Annotated in this window: 16 protein-coding genes; 5 read left to right on the top strand and 11 right to left on the bottom strand. The window is 60.7% G+C overall.

From position 1 onward, the window contains the following. A complete protein-coding gene (locus tag FH08_RS0128675) occupies window positions 1-834 on the bottom strand; it encodes an SDR family oxidoreductase (RefSeq protein ID WP_031361649.1) in 834 nt (277 codons plus the stop codon). A gap of 121 nt (window positions 835-955) precedes the next feature. Between FH08_RS0128675 and FH08_RS0128670 the strand changes: the two genes are divergently transcribed. After that, complete coding sequence (locus FH08_RS0128670; RefSeq protein ID WP_031361648.1) at window positions 956-1,849, top strand: LysR family transcriptional regulator; 894 nt, start codon at window positions 956-958, stop codon at window positions 1,847-1,849. A 17-nt stretch (window positions 1,850-1,866) separates the two neighbouring features. On the opposite strand, the gene FH08_RS0128665 is transcribed toward FH08_RS0128670, so the two are convergent. The 3 genes from FH08_RS0128665 to FH08_RS0128655 are packed head-to-tail and all read right to left on the bottom strand — an operon-like array spanning window position 1,867 to window position 6,185. After that, window positions 1,867-3,192, bottom strand: a complete 1,326-nt coding sequence (locus tag FH08_RS0128665) for an MFS transporter (RefSeq protein ID WP_031361647.1) — start codon at window positions 3,190-3,192, stop codon at window positions 1,867-1,869. A 57-nt stretch (window positions 3,193-3,249) separates the two neighbouring features. Continuing rightward, the gene (locus tag FH08_RS0128660) at window positions 3,250-4,440 is read right to left on the bottom strand and encodes a CaiB/BaiF CoA transferase family protein (protein WP_031361646.1); all 1,191 of its coding nucleotides are present in this window, start codon (window positions 4,438-4,440) and stop codon (window positions 3,250-3,252) included. After that, window positions 4,437-6,185, bottom strand: a complete 1,749-nt coding sequence (locus FH08_RS0128655) for an acyl-CoA dehydrogenase family protein (protein WP_031361645.1) — start codon at window positions 6,183-6,185, stop codon at window positions 4,437-4,439. The genes FH08_RS0128660 and FH08_RS0128655 overlap by 4 nt, the downstream gene beginning before the upstream one ends. A 112-nt stretch (window positions 6,186-6,297) precedes the next feature. On the opposite strand from FH08_RS0128655, the gene FH08_RS0128650 reads away from it, so the two are divergent. Together FH08_RS0128650 and FH08_RS0128645 are read left to right on the top strand one after the other, a co-directional pair. Continuing rightward, window positions 6,298-7,191, top strand: coding sequence for a LysR family transcriptional regulator (locus tag FH08_RS0128650; RefSeq protein ID WP_031361644.1), 894 nt, complete (start codon window positions 6,298-6,300; stop codon window positions 7,189-7,191). Between the two features lie 248 nt (window positions 7,192-7,439). Next, the gene (locus FH08_RS0128645) at window positions 7,440-8,204 is read left to right on the top strand and encodes a glycosyltransferase family 2 protein (RefSeq protein ID WP_063771236.1); all 765 of its coding nucleotides are present in this window, start codon (window positions 7,440-7,442) and stop codon (window positions 8,202-8,204) included. Window positions 8,205-8,258: 54 nt separating this feature from the next. Here the strand turns inward: FH08_RS0128645 and FH08_RS0128640 are convergent, their stop codons facing one another. Beyond that, window positions 8,259-9,272 (bottom strand): lysylphosphatidylglycerol synthase transmembrane domain-containing protein, encoded by a 1,014-nt coding sequence (locus tag FH08_RS0128640; protein ID WP_031361642.1) that lies wholly within the window; start codon window positions 9,270-9,272, stop codon window positions 8,259-8,261. Window positions 9,273-9,869: 597 nt separating this feature from the next. On the opposite strand from FH08_RS0128640, the gene FH08_RS0128635 reads away from it, so the two are divergent. Beyond that, window positions 9,870-10,103: a hypothetical protein gene (locus FH08_RS0128635; RefSeq protein ID WP_031361641.1), complete on the top strand. Its 234-nt coding sequence runs from the start codon at window positions 9,870-9,872 to the stop codon at window positions 10,101-10,103. 223 nt (window positions 10,104-10,326) lie between these two features. On the opposite strand, the gene FH08_RS48670 is transcribed toward FH08_RS0128635, so the two are convergent. The 6 genes from FH08_RS48670 to FH08_RS0128605 form a co-directional block, all read right to left on the bottom strand. Further along, window positions 10,327-10,920: a lysozyme inhibitor LprI family protein gene (locus FH08_RS48670; RefSeq protein WP_152602939.1), complete on the bottom strand. Its 594-nt coding sequence runs from the start codon at window positions 10,918-10,920 to the stop codon at window positions 10,327-10,329. A gap of 427 nt (window positions 10,921-11,347) precedes the next feature. Further along, window positions 11,348-12,298, bottom strand: coding sequence for a dimethyl sulfoxide reductase anchor subunit family protein (locus tag FH08_RS0128625; RefSeq protein WP_031361639.1), 951 nt, complete (start codon window positions 12,296-12,298; stop codon window positions 11,348-11,350). Further along, on the bottom strand, window positions 12,295-13,053 hold the full coding sequence (locus FH08_RS0128620; protein WP_031361638.1) for a 4Fe-4S dicluster domain-containing protein: 759 nt from the start codon (window positions 13,051-13,053) through the stop codon (window positions 12,295-12,297). Before FH08_RS0128620 ends, FH08_RS0128625 begins: the two co-directional genes overlap by 4 nt. 27 nt (window positions 13,054-13,080) lie before the next feature. Further along, window positions 13,081-16,011, bottom strand: coding sequence for a molybdopterin-dependent oxidoreductase (locus tag FH08_RS0128615; protein ID WP_031361637.1), 2,931 nt, complete (start codon window positions 16,009-16,011; stop codon window positions 13,081-13,083). A gap of 128 nt (window positions 16,012-16,139) precedes the next feature. Further along, window positions 16,140-17,135, bottom strand: coding sequence for an Ldh family oxidoreductase (locus tag FH08_RS0128610; RefSeq protein ID WP_031361636.1), 996 nt, complete (start codon window positions 17,133-17,135; stop codon window positions 16,140-16,142). Window positions 17,136-17,262: 127 nt separating this feature from the next. Beyond that, window positions 17,263-17,565 carry an ArsR/SmtB family transcription factor gene (locus FH08_RS0128605; protein ID WP_031361635.1) on the bottom strand — a complete coding sequence of 101 codons (303 nt, stop codon included), beginning with the start codon at window positions 17,563-17,565 and terminating at the stop codon, window positions 17,263-17,265. A gap of 87 nt (window positions 17,566-17,652) precedes the next feature. Here FH08_RS0128605 and FH08_RS0128600 point away from each other — a divergent pair, with 87 nt between their 5' ends. Beyond that, window positions 17,653-18,750 carry an NADH:flavin oxidoreductase/NADH oxidase gene (locus FH08_RS0128600; RefSeq protein ID WP_031361634.1) on the top strand — a complete coding sequence of 366 codons (1,098 nt, stop codon included), beginning with the start codon at window positions 17,653-17,655 and terminating at the stop codon, window positions 18,748-18,750. The last annotated feature ends 73 nt before the right edge of the window (window positions 18,751-18,823 follow it).

Raw genomic sequence — 18,823 nt, 5'->3', positions numbered from 1 at the left:
TCACGCGTCGGTCAGCTCGGTCGACCGGGCGATGTCTTCCTGTGCATCGAGCTCGGCAAGCCGTTTCAACAGCCCGGCGCGAACCCGGTCAAAAGCGTCGCTGCCCAGGGTCAGCCGCATCGGCGCGGGCGTGCGCTCGACGCTATCTATCATCGCCCGCACCATCTTGACAGGATCGCCTTTCAGCACGAATGATCCAGCTTCAATTGCGCGCCGGACATCGCCGGCCGGGGTGTTGTCGTAGATTGCCATAGGCGTCGATTTGACAATGCCCCCGCTGAAGCTCGTTTTTGCGGGGCCCGGCTCCACGATCGTAAACTCGATTCCGAACGATGCGACTTCCGTGGCGACCGCCTCCACGAAGCCTTCAATTCCCCATTTCGTCGCGTGATACAGGCTGAAGTCCGGATACGTGATCTGTCCACCCTCCGACGACACTTGCAAAATCCGTCCGCCGCCTTGCGCCCGCAAGAAAGGCAACACGGCGCGTATGACCTGGATCGAGCCGATCAGGTTGGTGTCGACCTGCAGCCGGATCTGCTCGTCGCTCAGCTCCTCCGCTGCGCCGACCAGTCCGTAGCCGGCGTTGCTGACGACCACGTCGATACGCCCTAACTCCGCAAAGGCCCGACTGGTTACCTGCCGTACGGCTTCCGTATCCGTCACATCCAGCGACGCCACCCAGAGGCGCTCGCCGAATTGCTCCTTCAGATCGTCGAGAGCGTGCACCTTGCGCAATGTCGCCGCCACGCGGTCGCCGCGCGCCAATAACTTTTCTGCCAGCAAGCGCCCGAAACCAGAAGAACTGCCGGTAATAAACCATGTTTGAGCCATGTGAATCGTCCTCAAAAAAGAACCGCGCCACGGGTATGCGGCGCATCTTGAAGACCATGCTAGACCTCGTCCATTCCTGATACTATCCGCACGATATTGGATGCCTTGGTGAAAATCAGCCATGAATGACCGGCCCGCACTTGGCGACCTGATGGCACTGGCCGCGATCGTCACGCATCGCAGTTTTCGCAAAGCAGCAGACGAACTGGGGGTCTCGCCCTCCACGCTCAGTCACATGATGCGAACGCTCGAGCTGAAGATGGGCGTGCGTCTGCTGAACCGCACGACACGCAGCGTCTCCCCGACGGAGGCCGGCGAACGCCTCGTCGCCCGCTTGCAACCGGTGATGAGGGAGCTCGACCTTGCGCTGCAAGAAGTCGATGCGGTGCGTAGCCGTCCCAGCGGCTCGCTTCGTATCAACGCGAGTGAGCCGGCGGCACGGCTGCTCATGCAATCGGTTGTCCCCGCCTTCCTTGAGCGATACCCCGACATGTCGGTCGACTTGGTCACAGAGGGCCGGCTGGTCGATATTGTCGCTGCCGGTTTCGATGCCGGTGTCAGACTCGGCGAAGCACTGCCGCAGGACATGATCGCGGTGCGCTTTGGCGGGACGGTGCGCTTTCTTGCCGTCGCGTCGCCCGCCTATCTCGCCGGGCACAAGGCGCCGCTCGCGCCGGACGATCTCAAGGACCACGCTTGTATTCGCGTGCGCCTGCCAAGCGGCAAGCTTTATCGATGGGAATTCGAGAAGCACGGCCAGCAGTTGACAGTCGATGTGCCTGGTCCGCTGACGCTTGATCATCCGGGGATGATGGCCGAGGCGGCCGTGGATGGAATGGGGATCGCCTACGTGCCGGACCGGACTGCGCAGCCATTCATCGATAGCGGAAAGCTGGTGACGGTTCTGGACGACTGGTGCCCGTCCATCCCCGGCTTGTTCCTTTATTACCCCGGACACCGCCATGTGCCGTCAGGGCTGAAAGCCTTTGTCGACATGTTGCGGGAGATGCCGTGAGCCGCTTCGTCCTGCTTTTACGACTGCGGCTCGACAAACGCTCGCTCCATCGAGGGCGATCCTGCCATGCGCCGCCGCTCCAGCCGGGCGATGCAAATCAGCGTAATGGCTGCCAGTACGCTATAGAACGCGGCCAAGGGCCACCATTGCCCGGCGTACTGATGCACGAGCACCGTTCCGATCAACGGTGTCAAACCACCCGCCAACGCCGCGCATAGCTGATACGAAAGCGAGATGGCGGAGTAACGCACACGCACTGGAAAAACGCTCGTCATGAAACCCGCCATGACCGCGTACGAGCTGGACATGCACATGACGGCAAACCCCACGCCGATCACAATGGCCACGGGCCGACCCGTCTGGACCAGCAGAAACATGGGGTACGGTGACAACATCGCGAGCAACGCAGCGCGTTTGAGAAACCGCACGTTGCCGATTCGATCCGCAAGCCAGCCCGACGCGAGCTGAGTGCAAAACTGCACGATCGCTACGATGAAGAGACAACCCAGCACCATCGCCCGGTCGAAGTGAAGTGTCTGCGTGGTGTAGCTCAACATGAAGGTGTTCACGAACCACGCGCCCGCCACGCCGATTACGTTCGCTCCGAGACATAGCAGGACCGTGCGCCATTCATCACGTATAACCATCGCTATCGGCAGCTTGACGGTCTTGTGTTGAAGTTTCATCTGCTCGAACGCCGGCGATTCAGCCACGCCCAGGCGGATGACCAGGCCGACAAGCAATAACACCGCGCTCGCAAGAAACGGCGCACGCCATCCCCAACTCCAGAAATCCTCGGCCGGCATCGACGAAACGATCCGGAACGCAATCAGCGACAGGATCAATCCTGCGGGACTCCCTAACTGCGCAAAGGACGCAAAGAATGTACGGCGTTCGGCGGGTGCGTGCTCACCGGCAAGCAGCACCGCTCCGCCCCATTCACCGCCAATCGCAATACCTTGTGCAACCCGCAGCGCAATCAGCAATGCGGGCGCCCATACGCCAATGCGCTCGAAGGTCGGCAAAAAACCAATCCCGACAGTGCCGATCGCCATGATGACGAGCGTCGTCAACAAGGCTTTCTTCCGGCCGATACGGTCTCCCAGGTGGCCGAACACCAATCCGCCGAACGGGCGCGCAAAGAAGCCGACCGCGAACGTCCCGAACGAAGCGAGCGTACTGAGAAACGGGTCGTGCGAAGGGAAAAACAGCTTGCCGAAGATCAGCGCGGAAGCGGTCGCATAGATGTAGAAGTCATACCATTCAATCGTAGTGCCAACGAATGCCGCACCCGCGGCCCGCGCGGGTTGGCGCTGTCCTGGGTGCTGTGCTTCTGAGTCCATTTGCTTGTCTCCTGTGTAGGCTTTGCGCACGGACTCGGACGGTCCGCTTCGCGCGGGTTATCGGGCTTTGACCACACCTGCTGCAATCAGCTTTGTCTGCGTTTCCCGGTCAATGCCCAGTGAATCGAGCACGGCAAGCGTGTCTGCTCCAAGCGCGGGAGGACGTGATCTATACGTCGCGGGCGTGCGGGACAACTTGATCGGCGTACCGGTTCCGCGATACGCGCCCATCTCCACCACCATCTCCCGATGCAGCGTATGCGGATGGCGCGCGACATCATCGACTCCTTGCACAGGGCCGCACGGCACGCCTTCCCTGATCAGCATGGCAGCCAGCAACGCGCATTCGTGCGTAGCAAGCAGCGCTTCGAGCGCTTCCTTCAGTTCTTCACGATGCCCACAGCGCGTGCGGTTGTCGATAAAGCGCGCATCGGCGGCAAGCTGTGGTGCGCCCAGATGCGTGCACAACTTCAGGAACTGGCGATCATTTCCGACAGCCAGGAAAATCGGCTCGCTGCCGGTACGATAACTGTCGTAAGGCGCAATATTCGGGTGCGCGTTGCCGGTACGAACGGGCGTCTTGCCGGAGCCGAAGTAGTTCGGCAGATGCGGATGAAGCAGGGATATTCCGCAGTCGTAGAGCGCGATATCGATCGACTGGCCGAGTCCGCTCAGGGCTCGCTCATGAAGCGCGAGAAGAATGCCGGCGAACGCGTTAAGCCCGGTCACCATATCGACGATAGGCAAGCCCACCCGCAACGGCCCCGCTCCTGCTTCGCCATTCACGCTCATAAGTCCGGTCATCGCCTGGATGACGGCGTCGTAGCCGGGTAAACCACCGAGCGGGCCGTCCGGTCCGAAACCCGAAATCGAACAATGGATGAGCTTGGGGAAGCGCGCCTTCAGTACCTGCTGATAGCCCATGTTCCAGCGCTCGAGCGTGCCGGGTTTGAAGTTCTCGATCAGGACATCGGCATCGGCCAGCAATTGCATGACGATCTCGCGTCCTTCTTCACGCGTGAGATCGACAACGATTCCCTGCTTGTTGCGATTCACGCCTTCGAAGTACGACGCGGTATCTCCGACAAAAGGCGGACCCCAGCCGCGTGTTTCATCGCCTGCGGGAGGTTCCAGCTTGATGACGGTAGCGCCATGGTCGGCGATGGCCTGCGTGCAATACGGGCCGCCTAGAACGCGGCTGAGGTCGATTACTTTGAGTCCCTGGAGTGCTCCGATTTTTCTGGTCATGCTGTTTGCTCCGCATGCTCAGGAAGCAGCCGAAGCGCATCGTCGAGCGACAGCGGCGCCTCGGCGACGATCAACGCCAGGGTTTCCTGCGCGACATCCTCTGCGCCAATTGCAAGCGGGTCTCGCGGGAGAAGCTTGTATCGGGCGATCAGGTGAGCGAGTCCCAGCCTCCTGTAGTCCGGTGCTTGCTTCGAGGCTTCGCTTGCCATGAAGATCGCCGTGCACGCGTGGTACAGCGCTGTGCCCGCCTCGCGCACGAGTTCATCGCGCTGGGTATCTGCTGTGACCCGCAGTAGCACGCTGCAAGCACGCTCCAACACCGACGCAAAGAGCGCATGGCTGCGTGACGGCAGGCGCGCTTCACCAAGCAGCCGTACGAGATATTCTCGCAACGGCTCAAGCGCACCTTCGCGCTTGACCGCCCGCGCAATATCCAGTGCCACGATATTGCTGGTGCCTTCCCAGATCGATCCGAGATGCGCGTCGCGTACGAGCCGCGGGTCGCTCCATTCCTCGATATAACCCACGCCGCCCCGCACTTCCATGGCGTCGCCGGTCACGCGACGCGCATCGCGGCAAGCCCGGAACTTGATCAGCGGCGTCAGGATACGCACGAGCTTTTTGGCTTCCTCATCGCCGGCGTCGGCACGGGGCAGATTGATTGCAATTTGCATGAACATCGAACGGGCTTGCTCGGTGGGCAGCATCATCTTGACGAGTTGCCGCTGCATCAATGGCAGGTCGACGAGCTTCCGGCCGAACGCCTCCCGATTGCGCGCAACGTGCAGCGCTTCGTTGACGGCTCGTCTCATCAGACCTGCAGCGCGCACGCCATTTGAAAGCCGCGACATGTTGATCATGTCGGCCATCTGGTGAAAGCCGCGTCCCACTTCACCGATCAAATAGGCATGAGCATTGTCGAGAATAATCTCGCCGCTCGCCATGGAGCGGCTACCCAGTTTGTCCTTCAGCCGCACGATCCGATAGTGATTGCGCGTGCCATCATCGAGGGTCTTGGGAAGCAGGAACAGCCCCAGTCCTTTCATGCCCGCTGCTGCCCCATCGACATGAGCGAGAACCATCGCCAGGTCGGCGTCGGGGTTGGAGCAAAACCACTTATCGCCGGTGATTCGCCACTCGTCCCCCATCCTTTTCGCTCGCGTGGAAATGCCCGCTACGTCGGAACCGGCCGCTTGCTCGGTCATGAACATCGCGCCCTGGAACAAGGTGTCGAAGTCCTGCGAAACAAGGTTTGGAAGGAAGCGCTCGACCAGGGCGGCCGAGCCGAACTTGCGCAACGTGCGTGTCAGGGAATCCGTCATGCTCACCGGACAGCACAGACCGAATTCGGCCTGGACAAACAGGAACGTCAGCGCGTATTTCACGAGCGGCGCAATGGCCTCGCCGCGATGGCTCATGGACGCAAGTCCGAGCTCGGAATAAGCGACCCGCTCCAGTTCAACGTAAGCGGGATGTTTGTCGATCGACTGGAGATCTTCGCCGCGCCGCGTGCGGTGGCGCAACGTCGGCGGGTTCTTGTCGGCCGTCGCGGCCAGCACGTCGAGCTCGTTCGCAGCGCGGCGGCCTAACTCAACCAGCTTCGGCTCTAAAGCCTCGAAGGCGGCCTGGCCGAGATAAACCCGCAGCAGCGACCCAAAGCCCGGGTCGCTGTAGTAGAAATTTGTGCCGCGGCTATCGGGAATATTCGACTGACCAATGACCGGTCCGCGCTCCATGACGCCCATATGCTTGTCTCCACGTTTTTGCAGTTTTCCCAAGCTTAGGCGTGGTATCGATAATCGTCTAATACCGGTTTTGTTTGGTACGATAAACGCAGATTATCGATGGGAGAGCGTCATGGAACTCAGGCAACTCCGGTTTTTTGTCGCTGCGGCGGAAGAGTTGCACTTCGGTCGTGCGGCGAAACGGCTTCACGTTTCGCAACCCGCCCTCTCCTTCGAGATCCGTAAATTCGAAGAACAACTCGGCGTGCAATTGCTCGCCCGAACCAACAAGAGCGTGGCGCTGACCAACTCGGGACAGGTGTTGCTCAGCGAAGCGCGCAACCTCTTGCAGCAGGCTGCCGAAGCCGAGCGGCTGACGGTGCGATCGGCGCAAGGACTCGCGGGGCGGCTTCGCGTCGGCTTCGTGAATTCGATGTTGTATAGGGGGCTGTCCGAAGCGGTGAAGCGCTTCGAAGCCGATCACCCGGCACTCGAGATTGTGTTGACCGAGATGAACACGAACGAACAAGTCCACGCGATCCAGCGAATGCAGATCGACGTCGGGTGCAGCTACTGGTGCGATCTGCCGACGGGTGTTGTCTCGGTCCCTATCGTCACGGAACCGTTTGTCTGCTGCTTGCCGGAACATCACCGGCTGGCATCGAACAAGATCATCGATCTGCGCAAGCTGTCGCAAGATGACTTCATCCTTTTTCCGCGACAGGTCTCGCCTCATTACCATGACCTGATCATCGCGCTTTGCGTGGAAGCCGGCTTCAGTCCGCGCATACGTCATGAGGTCAGGCTTTGGCAGACCGTTGTGACCATGGTCGGTCATGCAATGGGTATCGCGCTGGTTCCTCAGGCGTTGCGCAGCTCGCAGGACTTGGGCGTGGTCTTCAGGCCGATGAAAAACAATCGCCTTGTCTCGGACGTACTCGCACTCAAACGCGACGATCAGCCGGAGCCTGCGCCTGCGTTGTTCATTGATTATGTGAAAGAGGCGGCGCTGCGTGCGGCCAGGTGAATAGTGACGGCTTGAGCGGGGATAAGCGCGGTGAGAACGCCTCTTCCCCGGGTCAAAGTTCGATTGGAAAATGTCGCCCAGGCGCCGCCGTCGATCAGCTTCAGCCTGCGCCTCGGCACGATTTCTCAGGCTCGCGGAGCACGTTGTAGCTCCGTGCGGTAGGATGCCGGATCGCAAGCCGCTCTCGGCACCGGCGCCTTACCGGCACCTTGCGCCGCTTCTCTCCCATCGCTCATCTGCCGTCCCGCATGACTGCCCTTTCCATATCGTCCAATCGCCATCGTGTTTCATGCATCATTTGTGCGTTTAACGAAGCTCCGCGCATCGGCGCGGTGCTGGCCGTTGCAACGGTGCATCCGCTGCTGGACGAGGTGATCGTGGTCGACGATGGCTCGACCGACGGGACCGCCGACGTCGTCAAGCGCTTCCCTTCTGTCAGGCTGATTACGTGCCCGGTGAATCGCGGTAAAAGCGCGGCGATGGCCGTAGGCATTTCCGCGGCCCAGAACGCGTTGCTCATGCTGCTCGATGCAGACCTCAAGGGGCTCGCGAGCGAACATATCACCGCACTCGCCGCCCCCGTTCTGAATGGCACCGCGGACGTCAGCCTGAGCCTGCGGCAGAACAGCCTGCTGCTGTTTCGCGCCATCGGCCTGGACTTCGTTTCGGGTGAGCGCGTGGTCAGGAAAGAACTGTTAAGCGAAGCGCTCAAGGAAATTCACCGCTTGCCGCGCTTTGGCATCGAGGTGTTCATGAACGACCTGATCATCGAACGCCGGCTCTCGATTGCAGTCACCCACTGGCCGAACGTAACGCAGGCGCGCAAGACTGAAAAGCTCGGCTACTGGGCAGGCGTTCGCGCTGAATGGCGCATGATTGCCGACTTGTTGAAAGTCAGCTATCCGCTCGCGCTGCTGTCACAGACATGTCATCTCTTTTCGTTACGAGTCGATCACGCCGGGCATGCGCCGTTCTTCGTACGCATCCGGAGCCCACGCGACAATGTAGCGTGAGGTTGCTTTGAAGGGTTCCGCCGAAAGGTTCCGTCGAAAGGTTCCGTCTATGCCTCAGTCACGAGCCGGAGCAGGTGTGGCCGCGCGGCGGCGCCACGCAAGCGCGAGAAAGCCCATTGCGCCCAGCAACAGCGGGCAATAGAGCGTCGCGAATCGCCAAAGAACCAGGGCCGTCGCCATGACCGTCCGCGGAACCCAGGCCGCAAACGCAGCTGCAAGCGCCAGGTCTCCCCCGCCCCCGCCTGCAGGAACGCCAGTCCAAAGTGCCGCGTGCAACACCACTGCCTGCACCGCGAGGACAAAGCCCAGCGGCAACCGGTATCCGAGTTCCAGCAAGATGAACCATAGGGCGCTATAGCGAAGCAGCCACTGCAGCGTGGTTAGCAGCAACAGCGCGACCAACCTGTCACGAGGCCCTGTGATGAGCAGGCGCCACTGCTGATGCACGCTGTGGCGAAATTTGTCCCAGCGGGACCGTCGAGCCCTGAGCCATGGGACAAGATGGCCCGCCGCGTCGAGTGCACGTGCGACATAGCGACGGCACATCCAAAGAGCGCCCATCAGGATTGCGACACCTGCGAGCGTGACGGCAACCGTGGATAAACTCACCCTCGGAAGGAAATGCGCTAAAGGGCCGATAGAGAACAGAAGCGCAATCGGGACCGCTACCCCGAAGAACGTCAGGTCGAGTGCCTGGTCGGCGCCCACAACGGTGGTGGCTGTCGCCCACGAAGCCCCGGCGCGCTGAAGCAGGCCGATATTGACCCCGTACCCGGCTGCGCCCATCGGTGACACCAGGAAGGCTAAGTCCGTCACGAGAGTGATCGCAAACGTGCGCATGAAAGAAACATGCAAGCCAAGTGTCGTTTGCATGAGTTGCAGCTTGCCGGCCTTCGCTAGCGCACTCACAGCGGCGCTTGCAGCCAGCACCACGAATACTTCTACCGGGATGGTTCGAAGGCCGGCAAACAACGCGTGGGAGCCTAATAGAAAAGGCACGCCCATCGAGAGACCGACCCCAAGCAACGCGAGCAGGATCGCGACGTTACGTGTGTGGGCGCTGGTCACCGGGACCGCCTGAAAACTTGCCGCAGGGCATTGAGATTCGATATGAAGGAGTCAGATCGCGCCGACCGCACGATCGAGTGGTCGGTCACGAATTCAAGCATGAGAGGCCGAAAAATACGCATTCGATTGGATGATCCTTAAAGCAGTGTCATTACGCCATCGCCATTACCTGTGCACGGGCGACTCAAGACAAACTCGCGCTCGGCATAACCGCTTACCCGTTGCGGTCGCACCCCCATTCTCCCGCACGATAATGTCAAACACGCTGCGATGCGCTTTGACAAAGCCAACGGCATCACTCCTTAAGGCGGTCTTCATCCTCACGTTAGCGCAAAAAACACTCGCGTCACATAATGGTCGCCAGACCCGGGTAACTTCATAAGGCGGCCCATTCGAAACGTTTTTATGTGACCACTTCACCACACCGATGCTACCTGCATCCAGCTCGCATACGGCGGATCATGGTCGTGTGCGCGCATCGTCCAGGTGGAGGGCTTCTGCTTTTAATTATGTCCCGGCGTGGAAAATAATATTTTTGATCGGTGAATGGCGGGGCTAAAGTTATCGGAGATCGACAATCAAATGAAAGGAGATGCAATGGTCTTTTATCACCATGGTGCTGCTATTCAACCGTCGGTAACAAGACTAGGCAACACGTTTCTGGCCCGCGTTTCCATCCTGGAAGAGGATGGCGAAGCGACCTCTCTTGGCAATCTTGGACAGTTCGCCAATCGTGACTGTGCGTTCGAGTTTGCTGTGCGCAGCGCCACGGCGTTCGTAGATGGCGAGCCCTTGCCGCGGTCCCCGTTTGAACAGCCAGGGACCAAATGAATCAACGATAGGCTACTAATCAGGATGTCGCTTGGCTGGCGACATCCTGCGGCAAGTCGTAGCGCATTCGCGCGAAGCATGCTGGGTCGATACCCAAGGTTTCGTTGGTTCGGCTCCAGCGAGATCGACTGCGATGAGGCAGGCATTCGCGCCCAGGATAGTTGCTGCCATCTTGGGAAGTCCCGCGCGCAAGAACCCCCTTTAGACAATCAACGTCTGCATGCTATTGCATCGACAACGAACCTGTGTCGCCTTTAATCCTCAACACGGCCGCTTGAGCCGGTGGCACTATTTTTTGCTCAGCAAGGCTGGCCTTAAGCACGGTAACCTGATTCTCGCTACCCTGATCGAAGTCCGCATCGAGTTCACTGATGCGACGGTTGTACCAGTTGACCACGCAGATCTTGTCCTTGCAATTGTGTTGACGCCATTGCCACTGCTTGACCCGATCGTCCTCAAAAGCTTCTGTGTCGGGCGTAACGTCTTTAGCGCGCTTGTAGGCGATCGCCAGCTTGTCGTCGAGAGTGGACAGTTCGGGATCGTTGCAAACGAGCTTTTCCGAGCTTGAGACCTTCTTGCCGCAATGGAAGCTCGCCGCCTGTGCGGATCCGGAAAAGCCGCCACCCAACAGCAATAACGCCAGCGTGGCGGTCCCGGCAACACGCTTCACGTTGAACAACTTCGATTCCAATTTTCCTGACCTTGTCATACCTGCCCCCGTTAATCCATCGTTGAAGTTGCGCTGATCGAACACGATGCCTGCCATTCGCCGGGCTAAGCTTTTCAAAAGCAGTAGCTTTGAAACGAACGGTCGCACGCCGACTCCTGGAAGCGCGCCTGATGACACGTGAATGTTCACGTTCCATCGCTAACGTTTCCGATACCTCTCCGCCCAAGCGCGGTTCGCCATCGCCTATGTGAGAGCGTTCCTTGGGCGCATGCCTAAAGGCTGAGTCGTTAGGGGGATGATCCAAGTTTTCGAGCGAATGAACCGTGCGAAAAGGAGGCGACCTTCTTAAGGCCTTACGCAATATTTCACGCGTGTAGTGAACTCGGCGGCTTAACATCTCGCCGAGAGTTTTGCATGCAAGATTTTGAAGGGAGCAACTGGATACTTGTCGCTCCGGGAGCGCTCTGCTCCGCTGTAGTGGTCGACCGTGGATCGTTATTGTGAGGCACGTGTGCTGCCTTATTTCGTCTTGATCGTGCGGGGTCCAACCGAGTTTCGACGCCCAACCCAAGCGTCATCCCACTCGCGCGTAATAAAGGTTTTGCGGATGCTTTGCCTCGGCGAAGAAGAACCATCGCTCCGCCACCAGGCCCGCGTACTGCACGAGACACGCCGCGGCCAGCAGGACGACGGAGACGCCGATCGAATGCACGCCTGCGCCCAGCGCCAGCAGTACTACAGGCACCACGAATGCAGTCGCAAGGAAGCCCCACTTGACCCCGCGCAGCGTGCCGGCCGATTTACCGTGAAAGAACTCGCGCAGATTGAATGCGCCGGCCGTGAAACCGCGTGATACCTGCACGACCTTGGCATTCTTGATCCCCGTCGCGCTCTGCACGGTGGACTTGGGCCGCAATCGTGCGTTGCGCACGAGCGATGCCGACCGGCTCGCGCAACCGGCAAGCGTCAATGCGCATGCACAGGTCGCAAGCCCCGCAGTCAGTGCAGGCGCGAACCACGCGCTCAATGCGGTGACCAGCGTAAATCCGGACGCGCAGCCAAGCAGGACGAAGTTGGCCAGCGTGAGCGGCGTGGCCCACTCTTGCAGGAAGCGCAGGCATGCGTAGATCATGGCCGAGCACACGAAGAGCGCGGCGCTCGCGATCACGCCAAACGTCCCCACCGCGAGCGACCATGGTGAGCCGAACCAGTGCGCCAGGCCGTAGAAAAAGTCGCACGCGAGAAACGCCGGCAGGCAGAGGCATTCACGCGATAACCACGAGGTTCGCCACATCGCGACCGCCCGCCAGGCGCGTTCAGGATGCCCGAGATGGAAGAACGAGGCGATGAGTCCGAGTCCGCCAAGCACCACCGACAACGCCGCGCCCGCGACATAGAACGCGCTCGGCGGGGCTGCGAGAAGGCCCAGATAAGAGGCCGTCTCCACGCCGACGAGCGCGATCAACAGGCCCTGCGCCGCACCGCTTAGCGTGGTGAGGAAGACGACTGAGAAAGCGGGGTTCATTGCGGAGTCCTTTGGATGCGCGTCGCGACCGACGCAAGATTCAATTGCCCACCCTCGAGTTGCGCGTCCAAGGTTTGCGGCATGGACTCGGCGGATGCCGTCTTGCACGAACACCCGCCCTCCCCACACCCAGAAGCCGGCGTCATCTTGCGCGGCAAATAATGGTTCGCGGGCTTCGTGTCCCATTCAGGCATCAACTGATACCCCCCTCGCTCCTTGATCGCTTTCGACACCACGGATTCCGGATCGTGAATGTCACCAAACAATCGTGCAGAGGTCGGACAGGCGAGCACACACGCCGGTTGTCGATCCCGATCGGAGAGATTTTCATCATGGATACGATCCACGCACAACGTGCACTTCGTCATCTCCTTGCGCTCTTCGTCCAGTTCGCGTGCGCCGTACGGGCACGCCCAAGCACAGTACTTGCAGCCGATGCATTTATCGAAGTCCACCAGCACAAGCCCGTCTTCCTTGCGCTTATAACTCGCACCGGTTGGACACACCGGCACGCACGGCGGGTCCTCGCAGTGCAGGCACGACTTCGGGAAATGAATAGTCTCAGCGTTCGGATAACTGCCCGCCTCGAAGCTCTGGACCCGATTGAAGAACGTGCCGGACGGATCGGCGTCGTAGGGATTGAGGTCGGCAAGGCTGCCCGACTCGCCCGATGTATTCCACTCCTTGCAACTCGTCACGCAAGCATGGCATCCCACGCACACGTTCAGGTCGATCACCAGCGCCATTTGAGTCATTGCATGTCCCCTTGCTTCTTAGAGTCGCTACTTGCGCCCTACCGCACCGCGCAGCCGTGCCGCGAATTTGCCTTGCCCCGCGAAGTAGGTCTGCACGATCCGCGATATCACGCCGTTCGAACCCGGCAGCGAATGCATGGCGTCGAACTGCGGCAGCGTGTGTTTCGCGTCGGCTTCTGCCGCATAGATCCGTACGCGCACGTCGTACCACGCAGCCTGTCCTGTTATCGGGTCCGAGTTCGAGACACGTCCGGCGGCTTCGTCCGCGTGGTCCGTACCGGGCAGTTCGTCGGTGATCAGGTGATTGAGGAGGAAGCCACGCTGCGATTCGTTCGCGTCCGCGCCAAGGTTCCATGCGCCCGACGCCTTGCCGATCGCATTCCAGGTCCATACCGTCCCCGGCTCAACCGTTTCACTGAAGCGCGCCATGCAGCGCACGCGGCCCCACTGCGATTCAACGTAAATCCAGCCGCCGTCCGCAATGCCGTTCTCGGCCGCCATCAACGGATTCATGTAGAGATAATTCTCGCCGTGGATCTGACGCAACCACGCATTCTGCGAGTCCCATGAGTGATACATCGCCATCGGCCGCTGCGTGACGGCGGCGAGCGGAAAGCGCTCGAGATCGGTTGAATTGCTTTCAAGCGGCGCGTACCAGAATGGCAGCGGGTCGAAGTATTTTTCGACGCGCTCGCGCAGGTGATCGGGAGGCTGCCTGCCTTTCGTTCGCCCTTGCGCGGCGAGACGAAACTTCTGCATGACATCGGAATAAAGCTGGATGACGATTGGTTCGCGGAACTTGCGAAAGCCATTTTTCACCGCCCAGTCCAGATACGGCCCGTTGCAGTTGCGCATGTACTGCAAGTGTTCCGGCATCACGTGATGGAACACGCAGTTATTCTTTGCGTACTGTTCCCACTGCTTCGGATTCGGCTCGCCGACCAGCGCCTTGTCCCCATCCTTGCCACGCCATCCAATCAGGAATCCCACCCCGGAATTGGGCGACGTCGTGAAATTGACCACGAAGTCAGGATAATCACGAAAGCGCCGCGCCCCTTCGGCCGTGGTGAATGCCGGAAACTTCAGTCGCGACGCAAGTTCTATAAGCACTTCCTGGAACGGCTTGCACTGCCCCGAAGGCGGCACGACCGGCACCCGCACTGAATCGGCCGGACCGTCGAACTCGGAGATCGGACGATCGAGCATCGACATCGCGTCGTAGCGCTCAAGGTAAGTCGTGTCCGGCAGGATGAGATCGGCGAACGCTGTCATCTCCGACTGGAACGCATCGCACACCACGAGAAACGGAATCTTGTAGTCACCGTTCGCGTGTTTGTCGACGAGCATCTCGCGCACCTTCGTCGTATTCATCGACGAGTTCCAGGCCATGTTGGCCATGAAGATCATCAACGTGTCGATCGGGTACGGGTCGCCTCGCCACGCGTTGGTGATCACGCTATGCATCACACCATGCACGGCAAGCGGGTACTCCCACGAGAACGCTTTATCAATGCGAACGGGGCCGCCGTTTTCATCGATGAACAGATCTTCCGGCGCGGCAGGCCAGCCCAGCGGCCCGGTTGCAAGCGGCGTGTTCGGCTTGACGGCGTCGGGACTGTTCGGCGGTTTCGCCGATGGCGGCACGGCACGCGGAAACGGCGACTTATGCCGAAAGCCGCCGGGCCGGTCGATCGTGCCCAGCAGCGACATCAGCACCGCGAGCGCACGGATCGACTGGAAGCCGTTGGAGTGCGCAGCGAGTCCGCGCATGGCGTGAAAAGCGACGGGGTTGCCGGTGACGGTTTCGTGCGTCTCGCCCCACGCGTCAGTCCAGGGAATAGGCAGCGTGATGCGGTGATCGCGGCTCGTCTGGATCATCTCCTGCGCGAGACGGCGAATGGTGGCAGCGGGAATGCCCGTGATATCAGCCGCCCACTCGGGCGTGCAATCCGCGACGCGCTCACGCAGCAGCGTGAACGACGGCGCAACGGGCGTACCGTCCGCGAGCGTATAGCGGCCCTCGAGCGCGGGTGTCACGCCGGGGGAATGATGGGGCACGGCGCGCGCCGCATCGACATCCCACCACGCATGATTTTGCGGAAACAGCGGATTGCCCGCGGGTGTATCCGGGTCGTTCACGAACAGGCCGAAGTTCTCACTCTGTTCAGTGAGATCGACGAGATCGGCCGCGTTCGTATAGCGCTGCACGAACTCGTGGTCCCAGGCGTCGGCTGCTATCAACTCGTGGAGAAACGCCATGAACAGCGCGCCGTCTGTGCCGGGTTTGATCGGCACCCATTCGTCGGCAATGGCGGCGTAACCGGTGCGGATGGGATTGATCGCGATAAAGCGACCGCCCGCGCGCTTGAACTTCGAGATCGCGATCTTCAGCGGATTCGAATGATGATCCTCCGCCGTGCCGATCATGAAGAACAACTTGGCGCTGTCGAGATCGGGACCGCCGAATTCCCAAAACGAGCCGCCGATCGTGTAGATCATGCCGGCTGCCATGTTGGCTGAACAAAATCCGCCATGAGCCGCATAGTTAGGCGTACCGAACTGTTTGGCGAAGAGGCCTGTCAGCGCCTGCATCTGATCGCGGCCGGTGAAGAGCGCGAATTTCTTGGGGTCGGTGGCACGGATAGCGGCAAGGCGCTTTTCCAGGGTATCGAAGGCGACATCCCACGACACCGGTTCGAACTGCGCGCTGCCTCGCTCGGCGCCTGCCTTGCGCATCAATGGCTGAGTGAGCCGGGCGGGCGAATACTGCTTCATGATTCCGGATGCGCCCTTCGCGCAGATCACGCCCTGGTTGAGTGGGTGCTCCGGGTTGCCATCGATGTATCGCACTTCGCCTTCGCGCAAATGCACGCGAATACCGCAACGACAAGCGCACATGTAGCAGGTGGTCGTCTTGATCTCGAGCCGCTCGTCCTGCGTGCGGGCGTGATGTTCCATGCTTGGGTCTCCCTCGAGGCTTCCGGTATATGCAGGTGCTACCGAGCCGGTCGAAACCATCCTAATCCCCGCCGGGCGCCAAGGGAAATCGCTATTTGCGAGAGGAACTATCCGCTACGCTGATGATTTCAACTTCCCTTCAATTGCGCGATCAACGTATCGGGAATATCAATCCCTTCCTGTTCCGAAGCTTCGGCAATTCGTTCTCTCCGATAGCCGGGAAGCCGGACGTCGTCGTCCATGAGCATCATTTCAATCAGCGTTTCAACACGCGAGAGATAGGTGTCGTCGCCGGCCAGTGCGCCCGGATCGATCGCCCAGAATAAATGGCCGATACGGGAACGCTCACCCTCCTCTGTCAGGAACGAACCGGCTTCGTAACCGAAGTTCGCGCCGGTCAGCGCCGCTGCCAATAACTCGACTACCAACGCCAGCATGGCGCCCTTCGCCCCGCCGAACGGCAGCATCATGCCGTCGAGGGCGGCACGGGCATCGGTCGTCGGCTGGCCGTCGCGGGTGGTCGCCCAGCCTTCCGGAATCGGCTTGCCGTCACGCGCGGCGATGGCAATCTTGCCGCGTGCGATCTCCGAGAGCGCCAAGTCGATCACCAGCGGCTCCGCGTGACGGCGCGGGAAGACGGCAGCAATCGGATTGGTGCCGAAGAGCGCGCGCCGACCGCCCCACGCGGGCATGGCCGCGGGCGAGTTGCTGAACGCGAGGCCGACCATGCCCGCCGCGCCAAGCGCCTGCAGGTGCGCCGCGCCGACACCGAAATGATGACTGCGCCTCACGCCCGCCACCGCGCTGCCGAACTGCCGCGCGCGTTCGATCAGCGCGTTTATCGCGAGATCGCAGGCGGGATACGCGAGTCCATCGGCGCCGTCGACCAGCACGGCCGCACCACGATCCGAGACGATGCGCGGCTGCGCCAACGGATCGACGCGGCCGTTCCTGAGTTGCGCACAATACATCGGCAGACGGGACACGCCATGCGACGACAACCCGCGCAGGTCGGCATAAACAAGCGCACGGGCCGTCGATTGCGCGGTCTCGGGCAACGCGCCCGCGGCAAGCAGCGAGTCAACAGCAAGCGCGCTCAGCGCGTCGGGAAGCAGTCGGGACATCGATCATTCCTTTTAAGTGATGGGTTTCAATCTGCAAGCGCAGCCGCGATTGGTGCCGCTGCGAGGGAACTCGTGCGCAACGTCGCGCTCCGTCACCTTGAAACGCTGCATGTGATCAGCGAGGTCCTCAGGGAATCTGCTTGAGGATGGCGTCCATGAGGCCCGGAAACCTGCTATCGAGTTCGGCACGTCGCAACGTGTTCTGATGAACCGTGCCGGCCACGCGGGTCTGGACGAGACCCGCCTCGCGCAAGATGCGGAAATGATGGGACATGCTTGATTTCGGGCGGCCGCCGTCGAGCTCGCCGCAGGTGGCCTCCGTGACACGCGACAAATGCCGCACGATGTCGAGACGCACCGGGTCGCTCAAAGCGTTGAAGAGCCGCGTGAGGGTAAAGCCCTCAGGGTCAGGATGGTTAAATATGCGCATACTGCAGATGGTACCGGCTTCTGTGATAATCGGTTGTTCGAGTTATATCGAACTACCGATTTAGCATTATTTCACGGAGCCTGCACGATGCCCGCATTATTCGAACCCTTCAAACTCAAAGACATCTCTTTGCGCAACCGCATCGCGATCCCGCCGATGTGCCAATACTCCGCTGTCGACGGCCTGATCAACGACTGGCACCGGGTGCATCTGGCGGGTCTCGCGCGCGGTGGCGCCGGGCTGGTGATCGTCGAGGCGACGGCAGTGTCGCCTGAAGGCCGCATAACCCCGGGCTGCACTGGCATCTGGAATGATGAGCAAGCGCAGGCGTTCGTGCCCGTCGTTGCATCGATCAAGGCAGCAGGCTCGGTGCCGGGCATCCAGATCGCGCACGCGGGTCGCAAGGCCAGCGCCAACCGGCCGTGGGAAGGCGACGACCATATCGGTGATGATGATCCGCGCGGCTGGGCAACCATCGCGCCCTCGGCTATCGCCTTCGGGGCCAACCTGCCCAAGGTGCCCAAAGCGATGACCCTCGACGATATCGCCCGCGTGCGCCAGGATTTCGTCGATGCCGCCAAACGAGCACGCGATGCGGGTTTTGAATGGCTGGAACTGCACTTCGCTCACGGCTATCTCGGTCAGAGCTTTTTCTCGACGCACTCGAATCAACGCGACGATGCCTATGGCGGAAGCCTCGAGAACCGCAGCCGTTTCATGCTTGAGACGCTGGCTGCAGTGCGCGAAGTATGGCCCGAGCATCTGCCGCTGACGGCTCGCTTTGGCGTGATCGAATACGACGGTCGCGATGAGGAGACCCTCGCGGAGTCTATCGAGCTGGCGAAAAATTTCAAGCGCGGGGGGCTGGACATGCTCAGCGTCAGCGTCGGTTTCTCCACGCCGACGGCCAACATTCCGTGGGCGCCTGCGTTCCTCGCGCCGATTGCGCACCGGGTGCGGCGTGAGGCGCAACTGCCCGTTGCATCGGCTTGGGGAATCGATACACCGGAGCTCGCCGATAACGCAATCCGCGAAGGCCAGCTCGATCTCGTGATGGTCGGCCGCGCTAATCTGGCTGATCCTCATTGGGCGTACTACGCCGCGAAAAAGCTCGGCATTGCACGTCCTTCGTGGACGCTGCCTGCGCCGTATGCGCATTGGCTCGAGCGTTACGCGCTCCGCTAGTCACGCGTCCTGGACGCCGGCAATCGATTTGCTTTTTGCACGCGGTTGCCGGCAAGAGAACCAGCCTGAAAGT

This window comes from Caballeronia sordidicola, from assembly GCF_000729995.1.
Taxonomy (GTDB): domain Bacteria; phylum Pseudomonadota; class Gammaproteobacteria; order Burkholderiales; family Burkholderiaceae; genus Caballeronia; species Caballeronia sordidicola_A.
This window is presented reverse-complemented; position numbering and strand designations above follow the sequence as displayed.

Bases quoted from the DNA above. Each gene is read 5' to 3' on its own strand.
- FH08_RS0128605 (WP_031361635.1), bottom strand. From the start codon at position 17,565: ATGCGCATATTTAACCATCCTGACCCTGAGGGCTTTACCCTCACGCGG.
- FH08_RS0128615 (WP_031361637.1), bottom strand. From the start codon at position 16,011: ATGGAACATCACGCCCGCACGCAGGACGAGCGGCTCGAGATCAAGACG.
- FH08_RS0128600 (WP_031361634.1), top strand. From the start codon at position 17,653: ATGCCCGCATTATTCGAACCCTTCAAACTCAAAGACATCTCTTTGCGC.
- FH08_RS0128670 (WP_031361648.1), top strand. From the start codon at position 956: ATGAATGACCGGCCCGCACTTGGCGACCTGATGGCACTGGCCGCGATC.
- FH08_RS0128610 (WP_031361636.1), bottom strand. From the start codon at position 17,135: ATGTCCCGACTGCTTCCCGACGCGCTGAGCGCGCTTGCTGTTGACTCG.
- FH08_RS0128645 (WP_063771236.1), top strand. From the start codon at position 7,440: ATGACTGCCCTTTCCATATCGTCCAATCGCCATCGTGTTTCATGCATC.
- FH08_RS0128635 (WP_031361641.1), top strand. From the start codon at position 9,870: ATGGTCTTTTATCACCATGGTGCTGCTATTCAACCGTCGGTAACAAGA.
- FH08_RS0128660 (WP_031361646.1), bottom strand. From the start codon at position 4,440: ATGACCAGAAAAATCGGAGCACTCCAGGGACTCAAAGTAATCGACCTC.
- FH08_RS0128675 (WP_031361649.1), bottom strand. From the start codon at position 834: ATGGCTCAAACATGGTTTATTACCGGCAGTTCTTCTGGTTTCGGGCGC.
- FH08_RS0128625 (WP_031361639.1), bottom strand. From the start codon at position 12,298: ATGAACCCCGCTTTCTCAGTCGTCTTCCTCACCACGCTAAGCGGTGCG.
- FH08_RS0128665 (WP_031361647.1), bottom strand. From the start codon at position 3,192: ATGGACTCAGAAGCACAGCACCCAGGACAGCGCCAACCCGCGCGGGCC.
- FH08_RS0128650 (WP_031361644.1), top strand. From the start codon at position 6,298: ATGGAACTCAGGCAACTCCGGTTTTTTGTCGCTGCGGCGGAAGAGTTG.
- FH08_RS0128620 (WP_031361638.1), bottom strand. From the start codon at position 13,053: ATGACTCAAATGGCGCTGGTGATCGACCTGAACGTGTGCGTGGGATGC.
- FH08_RS0128655 (WP_031361645.1), bottom strand. From the start codon at position 6,185: ATGGGCGTCATGGAGCGCGGACCGGTCATTGGTCAGTCGAATATTCCC.